This window comes from Streptomyces sp. NBC_00425 (genome assembly GCF_036030735.1).
Classification (GTDB): domain Bacteria; phylum Actinomycetota; class Actinomycetes; order Streptomycetales; family Streptomycetaceae; genus Streptomyces.
In genome coordinates this window covers 9,671,432-9,690,691 of the sequence record NZ_CP107928.1, presented here as the reverse complement: position 1 = coordinate 9,690,691, position 19,260 = coordinate 9,671,432, and the positions used below count along the sequence as shown (strand labels likewise).

At 75.5% G+C, this 19,260-nt stretch carries 4 protein-coding genes; 2 read left to right on the top strand and 2 right to left on the bottom strand.

Going from position 1 to position 19,260, the window contains the following annotated elements; genetic code table 11:
* Positions 1 to 272: 272 nt before the first annotated feature.
* Positions 273 to 911 (top strand): TetR/AcrR family transcriptional regulator, encoded by a 639-nt coding sequence (locus OHS82_RS42935; protein ID WP_328432912.1) that lies wholly within the window; start codon positions 273 to 275, stop codon positions 909 to 911.
* A gap of 133 nt (positions 912 to 1,044) precedes the next feature.
* Positions 1,045 to 2,250 carry a cytochrome P450 gene (locus OHS82_RS42930; RefSeq protein ID WP_057584795.1) on the top strand — a complete coding sequence of 402 codons (1,206 nt, stop codon included), beginning with the start codon at positions 1,045 to 1,047 and terminating at the stop codon, positions 2,248 to 2,250.
* A 683-nt stretch (positions 2,251 to 2,933) separates the two neighbouring features.
* Here OHS82_RS42930 and OHS82_RS42925 read toward each other — a convergent pair.
* Both OHS82_RS42925 and OHS82_RS42920 read right to left on the bottom strand, forming a co-directional pair.
* Positions 2,934 to 4,535, bottom strand: coding sequence for a DHA2 family efflux MFS transporter permease subunit (locus OHS82_RS42925; protein WP_057581199.1), 1,602 nt, complete (start codon positions 4,533 to 4,535; stop codon positions 2,934 to 2,936).
* An 85-nt stretch (positions 4,536 to 4,620) separates the two neighbouring features.
* On the bottom strand, positions 4,621 to 19,119 hold the full coding sequence (locus tag OHS82_RS42920) for a type I polyketide synthase (protein ID WP_328432913.1): 14,499 nt from the start codon (positions 19,117 to 19,119) through the stop codon (positions 4,621 to 4,623).
* Positions 19,120 to 19,260 lie beyond the last annotated feature (141 nt).

Here is a 19,260-nt window from a genome sequence, read left to right as displayed (position 1 = left end):
TCCCGCTTGCGGGGGAGAAAAACGAAGCTCCTGCGGAGCAGGGCAGGGAAAGCCGGTTGGCCGCCGGAGCGGACCGGCGTCCACTGACCCACGGACCGACAGGCGCTGCTCACAGGGGAGTTGATACAGCGTGAGGCGTGACGCAGCAGGTCAAGCGGGCGTTCAAGTACCGCTTCCACCCCAGTGAAGGTCGGGTCACGGTCGCAGGAGGGCCTTGCGCACCCCTTTCGCGGCGCTTGGGAGGCGTGCGGGCGGATGGCATCATGACCGGCGTGGGGCTTCGGGAGATGAAGAAAGTCAAGGTCAAGCAGGCGATCCAGCGAGAGACGCTGCGTCTGTTCACGGAGCGCGGGTACCGGGAGACGACGGTCGAGCAGATCGCCGCGGCGGCGGAGATCTCGACCACGACGTTCTACCGCTACTACCCGTCGAAGGAAGAGGTGATCCTCTCCGGGATCCATGAGCGGGGACAGGGCGAGGGGCTGGGCGAGGGGCTGGGCGGGGGGCTGGGCGGGGGCCGGGAGCGGTCCTTGCATTTCGTGTCGGAGCTGCCGGCGGGCGTGTCGGTGGTGGAGGGGCTGCGGGCGGTGCTGCGCGGCATCCAGCGCAGCGGCGCCCTCGAGGGGGACCGCGGGGCGCTGCTGGCCCGGCTGCGGATGATCAACGACACGCCCGAGCTGCGGGCGCTCAACGCGCAGCGCACGCAGGAGGGTCTGCGTGAGCTGGCCGGCCTGCTGGCCGGGCCGTCCGGCGCCGATCCGGACGGTTACGAGATGCGGGTGCTGGCGGCGGCCGTCGGCGGGGCGGTCACCGAGACGCTGCGTTACTGGGTGGAGCGTGACGGCGAGCCGGACATCGGCGATCTCTTCGACCGCACGCTGGAGTTGATGGCGCCCTCGCTGGAGCGGTGAGGCCGGCGCCCCAAGGGGGCGGGCGGGGTCCCGGTTCGTGCGGAAGGCGGTTTAAGACACCTTTAGCCGCGCTGCCTAGCGTCGCTCCCGGGAGCGCCCGTCCTTTGATTCCGCTGACCCGAGGAGCACGACCGTGACCCAGGCTCAAGACCTCGCCCGACTGCCCTTCCCGCGTGACCCGCAGGACGTCAACGGCATCGCACCGAAGTTCCGCGCGCTGCGCTCGCAGTCTCCGGTGGTGCGGGTCGGCACGTCCGCGGGGGACGAGGCGTGGCTGGTCACCCGCTACGGCGAGGTGAAGCAGCTGCTCAACGACCCGCGTCTGGGCCGCTCGCACGCGCATCCGGAGCGGGCCGCGCGGGTCGCCAACGCCGCCGTGCTGACCGGCCCGCTCGGCAAGCCCGAGGACGAGGTGCCCACCCGCACCCGCTTTCGGCGGCTGCTCTCGCCGGCGTTCTCCGCCCGCCGTGTCGCGCATCTGAAGACCGGTGTCGAGGAGCTCGTGGGGCAGCTGTTCGACGGGCTCGAGGCGGGCCCGAACCCGGGCAACTTCCATGAGGCGCTGTCGTTCCCGCTGCCGGTCCTGGTGATCTGCCAGCTGCTCGGGGTGCCCGGCGAGGACCGCGAGGAGTTCCGCAGGCTGTCGGCGGGCTCGACCAGCCTGGACGACGTGGACGCGGCGAAGGCGGCCTGGGCGGAGCTGAACGACTACATGCTTCGCCTGGTCGAGGTGAAGCGGCGCGACCCCGCGGAGGACGTCTTCTCCGACCTCGTCGCGGCGCAGGAGCGGGAGGGCCTGGAGGACGCGGAGATCGCGCGGATGGCCTCCGGCATTCTCTTCGCGGGCCACGAGACGACCGTGACCCGGCTCGACCTGGGCACGCTGCTGCTGCTCACCCACCCCGAGCAGCGGGCCAAGCTGCAGGCCGACCCGCAGGGGCACGTCCAGTGCGCGGTCGAGGAGATCCTGCGGATGGCCGCCCCGTCCACCCAGGACGTGCTGCCGCGGTACGCGCACGAGGACATCCAGGTGGGCGACCTGACCATTCCCGAGGGCGATCTGGTGCTGCTGGCGTTCACGGCGACCAACCGCGACCCGGACATCTTCTCCGACCCGAACTCCTTCGACATCACCCGCGACAGCACCCAGCACCTCGCCTTCGGGCACGGTCCGCGGTTCTGCCTCGGCTCGGGGCTGGCCCGTCTGGAGCTGCAGATCGTGTTCTCCACGCTGTTCGAGCGCTTCCCCGGCCTGCAGCTCGCCACCGGCCTGGACGAGCTGCAGTTCCGGGACAACACACTGACCGGCGGCCTGTCGGCGCTGCACGTGCGCTGGTGAACGCCGGCCGCTGAACCTGCCCCGCCCGCCCCGGGAAAGAAGGGGGGCGGGCGCCGCGGCGTCGGGCGCACGGCCCCGGCGCACGGCCTCCCCGGACAGCGACGCAGACGCCGCCCGACGCGGCGTGCCCCGGACGGCGCGGCGTGCCCCGGACGGCGCGGCGTGCCCCGGACGGCGCGGCGGATGCCGGACAGCCGGGCGGGTGCCGAAGCAGCCGGGCGGGTGCCGGACGGCCGGGAGAGCGGGCAGCGGGCGGCGGGCGTACGCCGGACGGCCGGGCGTGCAGCGGGCCGGCGGCCGGACGGCGGTCTGCTCGTGTGCCGCCGGCCGGCGCCTGTGCGGTGGCCGGGAGCCGGTTCGGGCGCCCGGGCGGACGGCAGGCTGCGGGGCGGGTGGTGTGGTCGCATGCCGCCGGGCGGCGCGTGTTGCGGTGGGCGGGCGGCGCGTCCGGGTTCCCCGGCCCCGGGCGGGCGGCGGGCGGCGGGGTGGTGACGGTGTTTGCCGGCTCGGGGGCGGCGAGGGGTGGGGAGGGCGGGTCCCGTCCCTCCTCCCCCGCATGCTGCAGGGCGCGGTGTCCTTCTCGGACACCGCGCCCTGTGGCGTTCCGGCTCCCGCGGCGGGGGATGTCCGCGGGAGCCGGGGATCGGGGGCGGGCGGGTGGGGCGGCTACGGCCGGCGGGGCGTCAGCGGCTGGGCTCCGGCTCCGTCGTGACGGGCGCCGGGGCGGCGGCCGTCTTGCGGCTCAGATGGTTGTGGGCGAGCGTGCACAGCACCGCGGCGACGGCGACGGCGCTGAGCGGCAGGACGAGCGAGGCGTGCATGGTGGCCACGAATCCCTGGTCGTAGACCTCGCCGGCCAGCTTGCCGAGGCGGTCCGCGCTCTGCGCGGGCAGGTCGGCGGCGAGCGCCTGGAGTGCGCCGGCGTCGGGGGTGTCGCCGTGCGAGAAGGCGCCGACGAAGCCGTCGCGGGAGGCCGGGGGCAGTTCGGCGGCGCGGGCCTGCGCCTGGGAGTGCAGGTTCGCGGTGAGCCGGCTCTGCAGCACGGCGCCCACGACGGAGGCGCCGAGGACCGAACCGATCTGCCGGATCGTGTTGTTGAGGCCCGAGGCCGCGCCGGCCAGCTGCGGCGGCACGTTGCGCATCGCCTCGCTCGACATCGGCGCGAGCAGGCAGCCGGTGCCCAGGCCGACCACGGCCATCGGCAGGGTGAAGGTGTACCAGGAGCTGTCGGCGCCGGCGAGCAGCAGTACGAGGCAGATGCCCGTGCCGTAGATGACGAGGCCGAAGAGCAGGACGTTCTTGCCGCCGATGCGGTCCGAGAGCCGGCCCGCGAAGGGCGCGGTGGTCATCGACAGGATCGGGGACGGCGCGAGGGTGAGGCCGGCCTGGACGGCGCTCATGCCGAGCACGGACTGCAGATAGATGTTCATCGGCAGCACCAGGCCGAGCAGGGCCATGGAGATCAGGGCGACGATCGTGGTCATCACGGTGAAGTTGCGGTCGCGGAACAGCGCGAACGGCACCAGCGGCTCGTCGTTCTGCCGGCGCCGCTGGTGCAGGACGAACACCGCGACGAGGGCCAGGCCGCCGGCGATGAGGGCGACGATGCCCGCGTTCCAGTGGTAGCGCTCGCCCTCCTGGAGGCCGAAGGCGAGGCAGAACAGTGCGGCGGTGGCGACGAGGACGCCGGGAAGGTCGAACCGGTGGGCGCGGGCGGGCCTGATGTCGGGCACCAGCAGGAGGGTCAGCACGACGACGGCGACGCCGATCGGCACGTTGATGAAGAAGATCCAGCGCCAGCCGACCGTGCTGACCAGGAATCCGCCCAGGGTCGGGCCGGACAGGGTCGCGACGCCGGCGATCGAGCCCCACACGCCCATGGCGGTGCCGCGCCGTTCGGCCGGGAACACCGCCATGATCAGCACCATGGTCTGCGGCACCATCATGGCCGCGCCGAGTCCCTGCACCGCGCGGGTGGCGATGAGCAGGCCGGGGGTGCCCGCGAGGCCGCAGGCGATGCTGGCCAGCGTGAAGAGCGTGACGCCCGCGATGAACAGGGTCCGCGGTCCGCGCAGGTCGCCGAGCCGGCCGAAGGTGATCAGGGTGACGGCGAGCACGAGGGCGTACGCGCTGACGACCCACAGGGCCTGGTCGAGGGACGAGCCGAGCCGGTCCATCATGTCGGGGATCGCGATGTTCACGATGGTCAGGTCGAGCAGGGTCATGAAGAACCCGAGCCCCATGGTCACCAGGACTGCCCACGGATTCCCGCGCAGTTTCCTCACCGATGCTCCTTGTCCGTCCACCTGAGTGGCTCACTAAATTTTCGGGACACTGACCCAAACTTGTCAATGACCCGCTTTCTGGGGTTCATTCGGCGTCCGCGAGCCCCAACTCGTCGTCGAGCGCCGAGAAGAGTTCGTCGTCGGTGGCCGACCGGAGGTCGTCGCCGTCCGCGGCGGGCGGCCGGTGCCCGCTGTGCCAGCGGCGCAGCAGTTCGCCGAGCCGGCCGCCGACACCGTCGCGGTCGTGGTCTGCGCCGCCGTCGGCGGCGGCCTGGGCCAGTGCCGTCTCGAGGCGGTCGAGGGCCTCGGTCAGCGGGGCGGGCGGCGCGGCGTCTGCGGGGGCGAGGCGGCCCAGCAGCTCCGCGGCGAGGGCGGTGGCCGTGGGGTGGTCGAAGGGGAGGGTGGCGGACAGCCGCAGGCCGGTCGCGGCGGTGAGCCGGTCGCGCAGCTCGACCGCGGTGAGCGAGTCGAACCCGAGTTCCTGGAAGCTGCGCTCGTCTTCGAGGCGGCGGGCGTCGGCGTGGCCGAGGACGCCCGCGACTTCGGTGCGCACCAGGTGCAGGACGGTCTTCTGGCGTTCCTCGGGCGTCATCGGCGCCAGCCGCTCGGGCAGCGGCCGCTCGCCGGCGGGCGGGCCGCCGAAGGCTGCGCCGGCGCGGCGCGGCGGGGTGCGCACCAGGGCGCGCAGCAGTGCGGGCAGCCGGCCGGCGGCGGCCTGGGCGCGCAGGGCGCCCGCGTCGAGGCGGGCCGGTGTGAGCTGGGCGTGCGGGGTGCGCAGGGCGGCGTCCCACAGGGCGAGCCCGTCGGCGCCGGACATCGCGGCGATGCCGGTGCGGGCGAGGCGGGCCAGGTCGGCTTCGGCGAGTTCCTGGGCCATGCCCGCGTCGTCGCCCCACAGGCCCCAGCCCAGTGACTGGGCGGGCAGTCCGGCGGCGTGCCGGTGCAGGGCGAGGGCGTCGAGGAAGGCGTTGGCCGCCGCGTAGTTGGCCTGGCCGGGGGTGCCCAGGGGTGCGGCGATCGAGGAGAACAGCACGAACGCCGACAGGTCGAGGTCGCGGGTCAGTTCGTGCAGGTGCCATGCGGCGTCGGCCTTGGGCCGCAGCACGGTGTCGATGCGCTCGGGCGTCAGGGCGGTCAGGACGCCGTCGTCGAGGACGCCGGCGGTGTGCACGAGGGCCGTCAGCGGGTGTGCGGGGCCGACGTCGGCCAGCAGCCGCTGCACGGCGGCGCGGTCGGCCACGTCGCAGGCGGCGAAGCGGGCGGTGGCGCCCAGCTGGGTCAGTGCGGCGCCCAGTTCGGGCGCTCCGGGTGCGTCGGCTCCGCGCCTGCTGACCAGCAGCAGATGCCGTACGCCGTGTGCGGTGACGAGGTGGCGGGCGATGAGGTGGCCGAGGAAGCCGGTGGCGCCGGTGACCAGGACCGTGCCGTCGGGGTCGATGGGGCGCGGCGGGCTTGTGTCGTCGGCCGTCGCGGCGGCCGTCAGCCGGGGTGCGTAGGCCACGGCCTCGCGCAGTGCGAGGTGCGGCTCGTCCCCCGCCAGGGCCCGGGTCACGGCGGCGGGCACGGCGCGCGCGGAGGCCTCGCTGCCGTCCAGGTCGAGCAGGACGATGCGGCCGGGGTTCTCGGACTGGGCGGTGCGCACGAGTGCGCTGACGGCGGCGGCGACCGGGTCGGCCGTCTCGCCGGGCTTCGCCGCGCAGGCGCCCTGCGTCAGCAGGACGAGTCTGCTGTCGGCCCAGGCCTCCTCGGCGAGCCAGGTCTGCAGCAGCGCGAGGGCGTCGGCGAGCGCGGCGCGGGCGGCGTCGGGCGGCGTCGCGGCGCCGGCGGTGGCGGTGGCGGTGACGGCGTCGGCGACCAGGACGCCGGGTGCGGCGCCGCCTGCGGGCGCGGGCTCCCGCAGCGGGGCGGGGCCCGCGCCGTCGGCGTGCAGGAGGGCGGCCGTCCGCGCCGCGCAGCGGCCTTCGAGGACGGCCCACCGCTCGGCGGGGGCGGGGCCGGCGGGCGCCGCGCCCAGGTCGGCGAGTTCGCTCCAGTGCACCTGCAGCAGGCCGCCGTCCGCGCCGCCGTCCGCGCCGCGGCCGGTGAGGCGCCCGGCGGGCAGCGCCCGCACGGTCAGCGCGTCGACGCGGGCCACCGGCGCGCCGTCGGGGCCGGTGATGTCGAGGCGGACGGCGCCTTCGGCCTGCGCCGGGGCGATGCGGACCCGGACGGCGCGGGCGCCGCTCGCGTACAGCGTGACGCCGCTCCACAGGAACGGGATGTGGATGCGGTCGCCTCCCGTGCCGGGGACGGCGTCGTGTGGCCGCTGTTCCTGGCCGCCGAGTGCCAGCGGGCGCAGCGCGGCGTCCAGGAGTGCGGGGTGGATGCCGAAGCGGTGGGCGTCGGCGGCCTCGGCGTCCGGCAGCCGGACGTCGAGGTAGATCTCCTCGCCGAGGCGCCAGGCGGCGTGCACGCCCTGGAAGGCGGGCCCGTAGAAGAGCCCGGCGCTCTCCAGGCGCTCGTGGAGCGCCGGCAGGTCGAGGGCTGCCGCTGCGGGCGGGGGCCAGGCCCCGTCCCCGGCGGCGGGCGGGGCGGTGTGGTCGGTGCCGAGCAGTCCGGTGGCGTGCCGGGTCCAGGGCGCGCCGTCGCCGCCCGGCGCGGTGTCGGCGCGGGTGTGGACGGCGAACGGGCGGCGGCCCGCGTCGTCGGGGTCGCCGACGGTGACCTGCAGGCGCAGTGCGCCGTGCTCGGGCAGCACCAGGGGGGTTTCCAGGGTGAGGTCGTCGACCGTGGTGCAGCCGGCCTGGTCGCCCGCCCGGACGGCCAGGTCGGCCAGGGCCGCGCCGGGCAGCACCACGGCGCCCGCGACGACGTGGTCGCCGAGCCAGGGGTGGTCGGCCAGGGCGAGGCGGCCGGTGAACACCAGCCCCTCGCCGTCCGCGAGTTCGACGAGGGCGCCGAGCAGCGGGTGGCCGGGCGCGTCCTGGCCCACGCCCGCGACGTCGCGGGGCGCGTGCGGTGTCGGCAGCCAGTAGCGGCTGCGCTGGAAGGCGTAGGTGGGCAGGTCGACGACGCGGGCGCGGCGCCCGGCGAGCAGCGCCGTCCAGTCGACGGGGGCGCCGTGGGTGTCGGCGACGGCGAGCGCGGTGAGGAAGGTGTGCTCCTCCGGGCGGCCGGCGCGCAGGGCGGCGGCCGCCGCGGGGGCCTGGCCGGCGTCTTCGAGGGCGTCGCGGACCATCGCGGTGAGCACGGGGTGGGGGCCCAGTTCGAGGTAGGTGGTGATGCCTTCTCGGTGCAGGGTGCGCACGCCGTCGTCGAAGCGGACCGCGGCGCGGATGTGGCGCGCCCAGTAGCCGGGGTCGGTCAGCTCGCCGGGCCCGGCGATGCGTCCGGTGACGTTGGAGACGAGCGGGATGCGCGGCTCGTGGAAGGCGAGGGCGCCGGCGATGCGCTCGAACTCGTCGAGGACGCCGTCCATGTGGGGCGAGTGGAAGGCGTGCGAGACGGTGAGGCGGCGGGCCTTGGCGCCCTGGGCGCGGAAGTGTCCGGCGACCTCCTCCGCGGCGTCGGCGTCGCCCGAGATCACCACGGCGTGGGGCCCGTTGACCGCGGCGATCTCCACCCGGCCGGCGTGCCGGGCGAGGCGGGCGGCCACGTCGGTCTCGCGGGCCCCGATCGCGATCATCGCGCCGCCCTCGCGGGCCGCCTGCATCAGCCGGCCCCGCGCCACCACCAGCGTGCACGCGTCGTCCAGCGTCAGCACGCCGGCGGCGTGCGCGGCGCTCACCTCGCCCACGGAGTGGCCGATCAGCGCGGCGGGGGCGAGCCCGAAGTGCTCGGCCAGCCGGTACATCGCGCTCTGCACGGCGAACAGGGCGGCCTGGGTGAACTCGGTGCGGTCCAGCAGATCGGCTTCGGCGCTGTCGGGCGCGGCGAACACCAGCTCCTTGAGCGAGCGGCCGAGCCCGGCGTCGAGGCGGGCGCAGGCCGCGTCGAAGGCCTGCGCGAACACCGGGAACGCCGCGTACAGTTCGCGTCCCATGCCGGGACGCTGGCTGCCCTGCCCGGTGAACATCACGGCGGTGCGGCCCCCGCCGGACTCGGCGCCGAGGACCACGTCGGGGGTGTCCTGGCCGCGGGCGGCCGCCGCCAGCGCGGCGACGAGTTCCCCGTGGCCGGCGCCCAGCGCGACGGCACGGTGGGCGAGACGGGCGCGGGTGGTGGCCAGGGACAGCGCCAGGTCCTGCGCGCGGGGCGGCTCGCCCTCACCGTCCAGGTGGGCCAGCAGACGCGCGGCCTGGGCCTGCAGCCCTTCACGGGTGGGCGCGGACAGCGCCCACGCCAGCAGCCCCGCACCGGAGCCGGCGGCGGGCTCCGCGCCGGCGGCGGTGACGGAGCCCGTGGCGGTGGACACACCGGGCCCGGTGCCGGGGCCGGTGGGGGTGGGGTCGGGGGTGTGCTCGAGGACGAGGTGGGCGTTGGTGCCGCTGATGCCGAACGAGGAGACCGCCGCGCGCCGCGGCCGGCCCGCCCGCTCGGGCCAGGGCTGTTCCTCGGTGAGCAGCGCCATCGTGCCGCCGGACCAGTCCACGTGCGGGGTCGGCTCGTCGACGTGCAGCGTGCGCGGCAGCCTCTCGTGGCGCATGGCCATCACCATCTTGATGACGCCGCCGACCCCGGCGGCCGCCTGCGCGTGGCCGATGTTGGACTTCAGCGAGCCCAGCCACAAAGGCTCCTCACGCGTGTGCTCGCGCCCGTAGGTGGCCAGCAGGGCCTGCGCCTCGATCGGGTCGCCGAGGGTGGTGCCGGTGCCGTGCGCCTCGACCGCGTCGACGTCCGCGCCCGTCAGGCCGGCGTCGGCGAGGGCCTGGCGGATGACGCGCTGCTGGGCGGGCCCGTTGGGGGCGGTCAGGCCGTTGGACGCGCCGTCCTGGTTGACGGCGCTGCCGCGGATCACGGCCAGCACCCGGTGCCCGTTGCGGCGGGCGTCCGAGAGGCGTTCCAGCAGGATGAGGCCGACGCCCTCCGCCCAGCCGGTGCCGTCGGACGACGCGGAGAACGCCTTGCAGCGCCCGTCGGGCGACAGCGCCCGCTGCCGGCTGAACTCCACGAACGTGGTGGGCGTCGCCATCAGGGCGACGCCGCCCGCCAGCGCGAGGGTGCACTCGCCCTCGCGCAGCGCCCGCGCCGCCAGATGGAGCGCCACCAGCGACGAGGAGCACGCGGTGTCCACGGTGAGAGCGGGGCCCTCGAGACCGAACGTGTACGACACGCGGCCGGAGGCGACGCTGCCCATGCTGCCGTTGCCGAGGTACCCCTCGTACCCGGCGGGCGCCGGCTGCAGCCGGGAGGCGTAGTCGTTGTACATGACGCCGGCGAACACGCCGGTCCGGCTGCCGCGCAGGGTCGCGGGGTCGATCCCGGCCCGCTCGAACGCCTCCCACGCCGTCTCCAGCAGCAGCCGCTGCTGCGGGTCGGTGGCCAGGGCCTCGCGCGGGCTGATCCCGAAGAACTCGGCGTCGAAGTCCTCGGCGCCGTGCAGGAACCCGCCGCGGCGGCAGTACGTCTTGCCGGCCGCGTCGGGGTCCGGGTCGTACAGTTCGGCCTCGTCCCAGCCGCGTGAGGCGGGGAACTCCCCCACCGCGTCCACGCCGTCGGCGACCAGCCGCCACAGCTCCTGCGGCGAGGTGACGCCGCCGGGGTAGCGGCAGCTCATCGAGACGATGGCGATCGGGTCGTCGTCCGCGGCCCGCACCCGCACCGGCACGGCCGCCGCCGCGGCGGTGTGGGCGGTGGCGGTGTCCTCGCCCGCGACCCGCTCCAGCAGATAGCCGGCCACGGCCTGCGGGGTGGGGAAGTCGAAGACCAGGGTGGCGGGCAGCGTCAGGCCGGTGGCCGAGGCCAGCCGGTTGCGCAGTTCGACCGAGGCGAGCGAGTCGAATCCGTAGGTCTTCAGGGCCCGCCGGTCGTCGATGGCGCCGGGCCCCTCGAGCCCCAGGACGGTGGCGACATGGGTGCGCACGAACGCGGCGACGGCGCCCGCGCGTTCGCCGATCGCCAGGCGGGCGATGCGCTGCGCCCAGGCCCCCTCGGACGACGCGCCGCCGGCCGGGGCGCTCCTGCGGGCCGGCACCCGGATCAGCGTGCGCAGCAGCGCGGGCAGGCGTCCTTGTGCCGCGTCGGCGCGCAGGGCGTCGGTGTCCAGGCGGGCCGGGACGGCGAGCGGCCGGCCGGCCGCCCACGACGCGTCGAACAGGGCGAGCCCGTCCTCGGTGTCCATGGCGGCCAGGCCGCCGCGGGTCATCCGGGCGCGGTCGGCGTCGTCGAGGTGCCGGGTCAGGCCGGTGGCCTGGCCCCACAGTCCGAACGCGAGGGAGCAGGCGGGCAGCCCGTGGGCGTGGCGGTGCTGGGCGAGCCCGTCGAGGAAGCCGTTGGCGGCGGTGTAGTTGGCCTGGCCCGGGTTGCCGAGCGTGGCGGTGACGGAGGAGAACAGGACGAACGCGGCGAGGTCCATGTGCTCGGTCAGCTCGTGCAGATGCCAGGCCGCGTCCGCCTTGGGCCGCAGCACCCGCTCAAGACGCTCGGGCGTCAACGCGGTCACCGTGCCGTCGTCCAGCACCCCGGCCGTGTGCACCACCGCCGTCAGCGGATGCTCCGCCTCCACCGACGCCAGCACCCCCGCCAGCGCCTGACGGTCCGCCACGTCACACGCCGCCACCCGCACCGACGCACCCAGCGCGCCCAGCTCCTCGACGAGGCCGGCCACCCCCTCCGCCTGCCCGCCCCGACGGCTCACCAGCACCAGATGACGCACCCCGTACGCCACCACCAGATGCCGCGCGAACACCGCGCCCAGCGTCCCCGTGCCCCCGGTGACCAGCACCGTGCCGTGCGGGTCGAGCGGGCGGGACGCCCGGCCGGACACCGACGCCGGCACTGATGCCGGTGCCGGTGCCGGTGCCGGCACTGATGCCGGTGCCGGTGCCGGTGCTTTGACCAGTCTGGGCACGCGGGCGGTGGCGCCGCGCACCGCGTACTGGGGTTCGGCGTCGGCGGTCAGCGCCCGGGCCAGGTCGCCGGCCGGGCGGGGGCGCTCGTCGAGGTCGACGAGCGTGAACCGGTCGGGTTCCTCCCGCTGCGCGGTGCGCACCAGACCCCACAGGGCGGCGCCCGCCAGGTCGGTGACGTCCTCGCCGTCACCGGTCGCCACCGCGCCGCGGGTGACGACGGTCAGCCGGGCCGGTGCGAGCTCCTGGCTGCCGAGCCAGCGCTGCATCTCCGCAAGCGTGTGCCGCGTCGCGCTGTGGACGCGCGCCAGGGGTGTGGCGCCCGTGCCGTCACCGGCCGCGAGCAGCACCGTGGAGGGCGGTTCGGCGCCCTGCCGCAGGCCGGCCAGGAGGGCGTCGACGTCCGCGTGCCGGGGGACGCCGAGGCTGTCCGCGAGGAAGCCGGCCGTGCCGCCGGCCGGGCCCAGCACGGCGATGCCGCCCGGCCGGGCCTTCTCGGGCAGCGGCTGCTCGCTCCAGTCGACCACGTAGGGCGAGGCGAGGTCGTCGCCGGCCGCGGCCCGCAGCCGCTCCGCGGGGATCTCGCGCAGGGCGAGCGAGGCGACGGAGGCGACCGGACGCCCGGCCTCGTCGAACAGCTCCAGGCCCAGCCCGTTCTCGCCGGCCGGCACGATCCGCACCCGCACCGCCGCCGCACCCGTCGCGTGCAGACGCACACCCGACCACACGAACGGCAGCCGCGGCCCGCCCGCGCCCTCCCCCGCCGCCTCTCCCGCCGGCAGCAGCCCGGCATGCAGCGACGCGTCCAGCAACGCCGGATGCACCCCGAACCCCGCCACCGCCTCCCGCTCCCCCTCCCCCAGAGCGACCTCGGCGAACACCTCCGCACCCCGGCGCCACACCGCGCCCACCCCCTGGAACACCGGCCCGTACTCATAGCCGGCCCCCGCCAACGCCCCGTACAGACCGCCCACATCCACCGCCCGCGCACCCTCCGGCGGCCACACCAGCCCCTCACCCGCAGGTGCGGCCGGCGCGGCGGGCGGGGCGGGGTCCGCGGACAGCACACCGGTGGCGTGGCACGTCCACGCCTCGTCGTCGTCGGGGGCGCCCTCCTCGGGCCGCGAGTACACCGCGACCGCGCGCCGACCCGCCGCGTCGGGCGCCTGCATGACCACCTGCAGCCGCACGCCGTGCGCGGCGGGCAGCGGCAGGGGGGCCTGCAGGGTGAGTTCGTCCAGGACGTCGCAGCCCGCCTCGTCGCCGGCGCGCAGCGCCATCTCCACGAACGCCGTCCCGGGCAGCAGCACCGTCCCGGCCACCGCGTGATCGGCCAGCCAGCCGTGCGACTTCAGCGACAGCCGCCCCGACAGCACCACGCTCTGCGTGCCGGCCACACCCGTCACCGCGCCCAGCAGCGGGTGTCCGGCGGCGGCCAGGCCCGCGGCCGGCACGTCGGCGGTGCGGCGGGCGGGCTCCAGCCAGTGCCGGCTGCGCTGGAAGGCGTAGGTGGGCAGATCGGCCGGCTCCCCGTCCCAGGACAGGAGCGGGGCGAAGTCGACGTCCAGGCCGCGCTCCCACGCCTGGCCCAGCGACGTGAGGAAACGGTCCAGGCCGCCCTGGCCGCGGCGCAGCGTCGGCACCGACACCGCCGCAGCCGCACCCGCCCCGCCCGCCCCCTCTGCCGCGTGTGCCGTGGGTGCGGCATGTCCGGCGGGTGCAGTGGGTGCGGCGTGCACGGTGGGTGCGGTGGGTGCGGTGGGTGCGGTGGGTGCGGCATGTCCGGCGGGTGCGGTGGGTGCGGCGTCCTCGAAGGTCTCCTGCATGCCCTGGGCGAGCACCGGGTGGGCGCCGCACTCGACGAAGGTGGTGTGTCCGTCGGCCAGCAGGGCCCGGGTGGTCTTCTCGAACTCCACGGTCCGGCGCATGTTGCGGTACCAGTACGCGGCGTCCAGGCCGGCGGTGTCGATCGGGCCGCCGGTGACGGTGGAGTAGAAGGGCGTCTCGCTCGTGCGGGGGGTGATCGGCGCGAGCAGGTCGAGGACGCGCTCGCGGATGGGCTCGACGTGACGGGAGTGCGAGGCGAACGTCGTGGCGATGCGACGCCAGCGCGCGCCGTCGGCCTCCAGGGCCCGGGCCAGCTCGTCGAGGGCGCCGGTGGTGCCCGAGACGACGGTCGACGAGGGCCCGTTGACGACCGCGATCTCCAGGTCGTCGGCGTGCCGGGCGAGGTAGGGGCGCACGGCGCCGGCGGGCAGCGCGACGGACAGCATGCCGCAGGCGCCCTCGATCCCGGTGATCGCCCTGCCGCGCAGCGCCACCACCAGCGCGGCGTCGTCAAGGGACAGGGCGCCGGCGACGGTCGCCGCGGCGATCTCCCCCTGCGAGTGCCCCGCCACCGCGTCCGGCACGACCCCGTGGGAACGCCACAGCTCGGCCAGCGACACCATCACCGCCCACAACGCCGGCTGGACGACGTCCACCCGCTCCAGCAGCGCGGCGTCGCCCTCGCCGAGCAGCACCTGAAGCAGATCCCACTCCACATGCGGCGCCAGCGCCCGCGCGCACTCCTCCAACCGGGCCCGGAACACCGGCGCCTGGGCGTACAGGGGCGCCGCGACGCCGTGCCAGTACGAGCCCTGGCCCGGGAAGACGAACACGGTCTTGCCCTGCACGGCGGCCTGGACGGGCGAGTCGGGCTCGGCGAGCGCCTTCGCGCCGCGGACCAGGGCGTCACGGTGGGCGCCGACGAGCACGGCACGGTGGTCGAAGGCGGTGCGGTGACGCACGAGCGCGGAGCCGATGGCGGCCGCGTCCACGCCGGGGTGCCCGGCGGCGAACCCGGCCAGGCGGGCGGCCTGTTCACGCAGCGCGGCGGGGGTCTTGGCCGACAGCACCCACGGCACCACAGCCACAGCCGCAGGGGCCGGTGCAGGGGCCGGTGCAGGGGCAGCGGCCGCATCGGCCGGAGCAGTGGCGGCGGAGGGCGCGGCGGGGGCGGCGTTGTCGGCGGTCGTCTCCTGCCCGGGCGCCTGTTCCAGGATCAGGTGGGCGTTGGTGCCGGAGATCCCGAAGGACGAGACGGCCGCCCGGCGCGGCCGCCCGGCCTCGGGCCACGGCCGCTCCCGCGCGAGCAGCGACACCGCTCCCGCCGTCCAGTCCACCCGGGCCGTCGGCTCCTCGACGTGCAGCGTGCGCGGCAGGACCCCGTGCCGCAGCGCCATCACCATCTTGATCACACCGCCGACCCCGGCCGCCGCCATCGTGTGACCGATGTTCGACTTCAACGACCCCAGCCACAACGGCTGTTCAGGCGTGTGCTCCTGCCCGTAGGTGGCCAGCAGGGCCTGCGCCTCGATCGGGTCGCCGAGCCTGGTGCCCGTGCCGTGCGCCTCCACCGCGTCCACGTCCGCGCCCGACAGACCCGCGTTCGCCAGCGCCTGGCGGATCACCCGCTGCTGCGACGGCCCGTTCGGAGCCGTCAGCCCGTTGCTGGCGCCGTCCTGGTTGACCGCGCTGCCCCGGATCACCGCCAGAACCTCGTGGCCGTTGCGGCGCGCGTCGGACAGCCGCTCCAGCACCACCACCCCCACACCCTCGCCCCAGCCGGTGCCGTCCGCGTCCTGCGAGAACGCCTTGCAGCGGCCGTCCGCCGACAGGCCCTGCTGCCGCGAGAACTCCACGAACATCCCCGGCGACGCCATCACCGTCGCCCCGCCCGCCAACGCCAGCGCGCACTCCCCCGCACGCAACGACTGCGCCGCCAGATGCAACGCCACCAACGACGCCGAACACGCCGTGTCCACCGTCACCGCCGGACCCTCAAGCCCCAACGTGTACGCGATACGCCCCGACGCCACACTCGCCGTCGTCCCCGTGAGCAGATAGCCCTCCGAGCCGCCCGCGGGCTCGTACAGGCGCGGCCCGTACTCCGGCGTCATCGCCCCGACGAAGACACCCGTGCGGCTGCCGCGCAGCGAGCCGGGCACGATCCGGGCCCGTTCCAGGGACTCCCACGCCGTCTCCAGCAGCAGCCGCTGCTGGGGGTCCATCGCCGCGGCCTCGCGGGGCGAGACCCCGAAGAAGGCGGCGTCGAACATGTCGGCGTCGTAGACGAATCCGCCGTGCCGCGTGTACGTCTTGCCGGAGCGGCCCCGCTCGGGGTCGTAGAGGTCGTCCAGGTCCCAGCCCCGGCCGTCGGGGAAGACGCCGATCGCGTCGACGCCGGCGGACACCACGTCCCACAGGCTTTCCGGCGAGGTCACGCCGCCCGGGTAGCGGCAGGCCATGCCCACCACGGCCAGCGGCTCGTCGACGGCGTCCGGCAGCCCGGACAGGATCTCGTCGACGGCGTGCGGGTCGGGGGCTCCGACGAGATCGCGGACGATGTGCCGGGCCAGGACCTCGGGGGTGGGGTAGTCGTAGACCAGCGAGGGCGGCAGGGACAGGCCCAGGTCGCCCGCCAGCCGGCTGCGCAGCTCCACCGACGTCAGCGAGTTGTAGCCCAGGTCGCGGAACGACTGGGCCGCATCGACCGCTTCGGCCGACTCGTACTCCAGGATCTGCGCCGTGTGCCGCCGCACCAGATCGGTGATCAGCTTCTCCCGGAGCCGGTCGCCCTGAGCGCCGGTCAGGCCCCGCATCCTCGCCGCCCACTGGCCCAGCACCGTGTCCGGCTCGTCGCCGTCGTACGAGTCGTCGAGGGCATCGGGGACGGCGGCCCCGGGGCCCGCGGGGGCCGCCGCAGCACCGGCAGCAGCGGCAGCAGCGGCGGGAGCGGCGGGGGCGGTGCCGGTGCCGGTGTCGATCCAGTACCGCTTGTGCTGGAAGGCGTAGGTGGGCAGCTTGACCCTGCTGCCCCCGTGCAGGAGGGGGGTGAGGTCGGCGCCGATGCCGTGGGCGTGCAGGGCGGCCAGCGCCCGCAGGGCGGTGCGGGCCTCGTCCTTGTCCCTGTGCAGGACCGAGACCGCGACCGCGGTGACGCTGCCTGTGGTGCCGGTGTCGGTGTGGGTGTCGAGGGTGTTCTTCACCAGGGCGGTCAGGACGGGGTCGGGGCCGAGTTCGAGGTAGGCGGTGATCCCGCGCGCGTGCAGGGCCTGGACGCCGTCGTGGAAGCGGACCGCCGCCCGGATGTGCCCCGCCCAGTACCCCGGGTCGGTCAGCTCGCCTTCGCCGGCTGGGGCGCCGGTGACGTTGGAGATCACCGCGAGCCGCGGCTCACGGAACACGATCCCGGCGACGGCCTCCTCGAACCGGGCGACCGCGGTGTCCATGTGCGGGGAATGGAAGGCGTGCGAGACCGCCAGACGCTTGACGCGCACCCCCTCCTGCCGGAAACGCTCCGCGAGCTCCCCGGCGGCGTCGGCGTCGCCGGAGACGACGACCGCCGAAGGCCCGTTGACCGCCGCCAGCGCCAGCCGCCCCCCGAACGACGCCACCACCGGCGCCACGTCTGCCGCGGGCGCGGCGACGGCGATCATCGCACCGCCCGCCCGGGCGGCCTGCATCAGCCGGCCCCGCACCGCCACCAGCCGGCACGCGTCCGCCAGCGAGAACACCCCCGCCGCATACGCCGCCGCAACCTCGCCGACCGAATGCCCGATCACCGCGTCCGGGCGCACGCCCCACGACGACACCAGAGCGAACAACGCCGACTCCACCGCGAACAGGGCCGCCTGCGTGAACTGGGTTTCCTCCAGCAACGCCGCCTCGGCGCTGCCCTCCTCCGCGAACACCAGCGCCTTCAACGACCGGCCCAGCTCCCCATCCAGGTGGGCGCACGCCGCGTCGAAGGCCTGCGCGAACACCGGGAACGCCGCATACAACTCCCGCCCCATCCCGGCACGCTGGCTGCCCTGCCCGGAGAACATCACCGCAAGCCCGCCCGCGCCGGTGGCGCGGCCCCGCACCACATCCGCGCCGCTCTTGCCGGCCGCCAGCGCGTCCAGGCCCGCCAGGAGCTGTTCACGACCCTCGCCCAGCACCACCGCCCGGTGCTCGAACACCGACCGCGTCACCGCCAGCGACCACCCCACATCCACCGGATCGACCGAGTCGACCGAGCCGACCGGGTCGCCTTCGCTCTCCCGCACGAACTCCGCCAGTCGTGCGGCCTGTCCGCGCAGCGCGGCAGATGTCTTCGCGGACAGGGTCCAGGGCACGAGGGCCGTCCGGGCGGGGGTGGTGCGGGTGCTGACGGGGTGGGCGTTGCTGCTGCCGTCGGGGCTGGTGGTGTCGGCGTTGGGGGCGGGTGTGTGCCGGGTCCGGGCGTCCGTCTGGCGGGCGGGTCCGGCGGTGAGGACGAGGTGGCAGTTGGTGCCGCCCATCCCGAACGAGGACACACCCGCCACCGGGGCCGCGTCGTCGTGCTGCGGCCAGGGCTCCGTCTGGGTCTGCACCCGCAGGTTCAGCTCCTGCAGGTCGATGCCCGCAGCCGGCGAGCGGAAGTGCAGGCTCGCCGGAATGAGCCGATGCCGCACCGCGAGCGCCGCCTTGATCAGGCCGACGATCCCCGCCGCGCCCTCCAGATGCCCCACGTTCGTCTTCGCCGACCCCACCCGCAACGGCTCCCCGCGGCCCTCGGCCCGGCCCAGCACCGCGCCCAGCGCCCGCGCCTCCACCGGATCGCCCGCCCGCGTCCCCGTCCCGTGCAACTCCACATAACCCACCGCCGCAGGCAAGACGCCCGCATCCGCATACGCCAGACGCAGCACCTCCTCCTGACCCGCCGCGGAAGGAACCGTCAGCCCCGCACCGCCGCCGTCGTTGGTCACCGCGCCGCCCGCGATCACACACACCACGTCGTCGCCGTCCGCCACCGCGTCCGAGAGCCGCTTCAGCACCACGAGGCCACCGCCCTCGCCCCGCACATAACCCTCCGCCCGCTCATCGAAGACATAGGCGCGGCCCTGCGGCGACATTCCGCCGAACTTGGAGACGGTGACCTGCGACTCCGGGGCGAGGATCAGGTTCACGCCGCCGGCCAGGGCCAGTGAGACGTCGCCTTGGCGCAGTGCCTGGCAGGCCTGGTGGACGGCGACCAGCGCGGACGACTGGCCGCAGTCCACGACCCAGGAGGGGCCGGTGAGGCCCAGCAGGTAGGAGACGCGGTTGGCGATGACGCTGCGGGCCAGGCCGGTGGAGGTGAACGCGTCGACGGCCTCGGCGCCGGCGCGCCGGGACAGGGTCGCGTAGTCGTCGGCCATCGCGCCGACGAACACGCCGGCCGAGGTCGCGGCGACGGTCGCCGGCACGATTCCCGCGTCTTCGAACGCTTCCCAGGCCAGTTCCAGGACGAGGCGCTGTTGGGGGTCCATCGCGGTGGCCTCCCGCGGCGAGATCCCGAAGAAACGCGCGTCGAACCCGTCGACCCGGTCGAGGAACCCGCCGCGCCGCGCCACGGCGCGGCCCGGCGCGGAAGGGTCCTCGCTGAAGAACGCGTCGGCGTTCCAGCGGTCGGCGGGGACGTCGCCGACCGCTTCCGCGCCCGCGAGGAGGAGGTCGAAGAACGCCGCTGGGTTCTTCCCGCCCGGGAAACGGCACGACAGACCCACCACTGCGATCGGCTCGTTGTGCGGCCTGCCAGATTCAGAAAGCACGATGCCCGGTCTCCGTTTCGTCACACGCAGAAATCACACACGTCACACGCGGGGCGGGGTTTCGCGCCCGTGTCCGATGCCGCTGTCCGGTCTGTCACCTTCGTCAGCCGGGCTAAAGCCGCTCTTGCGGGGCCGCAGGGA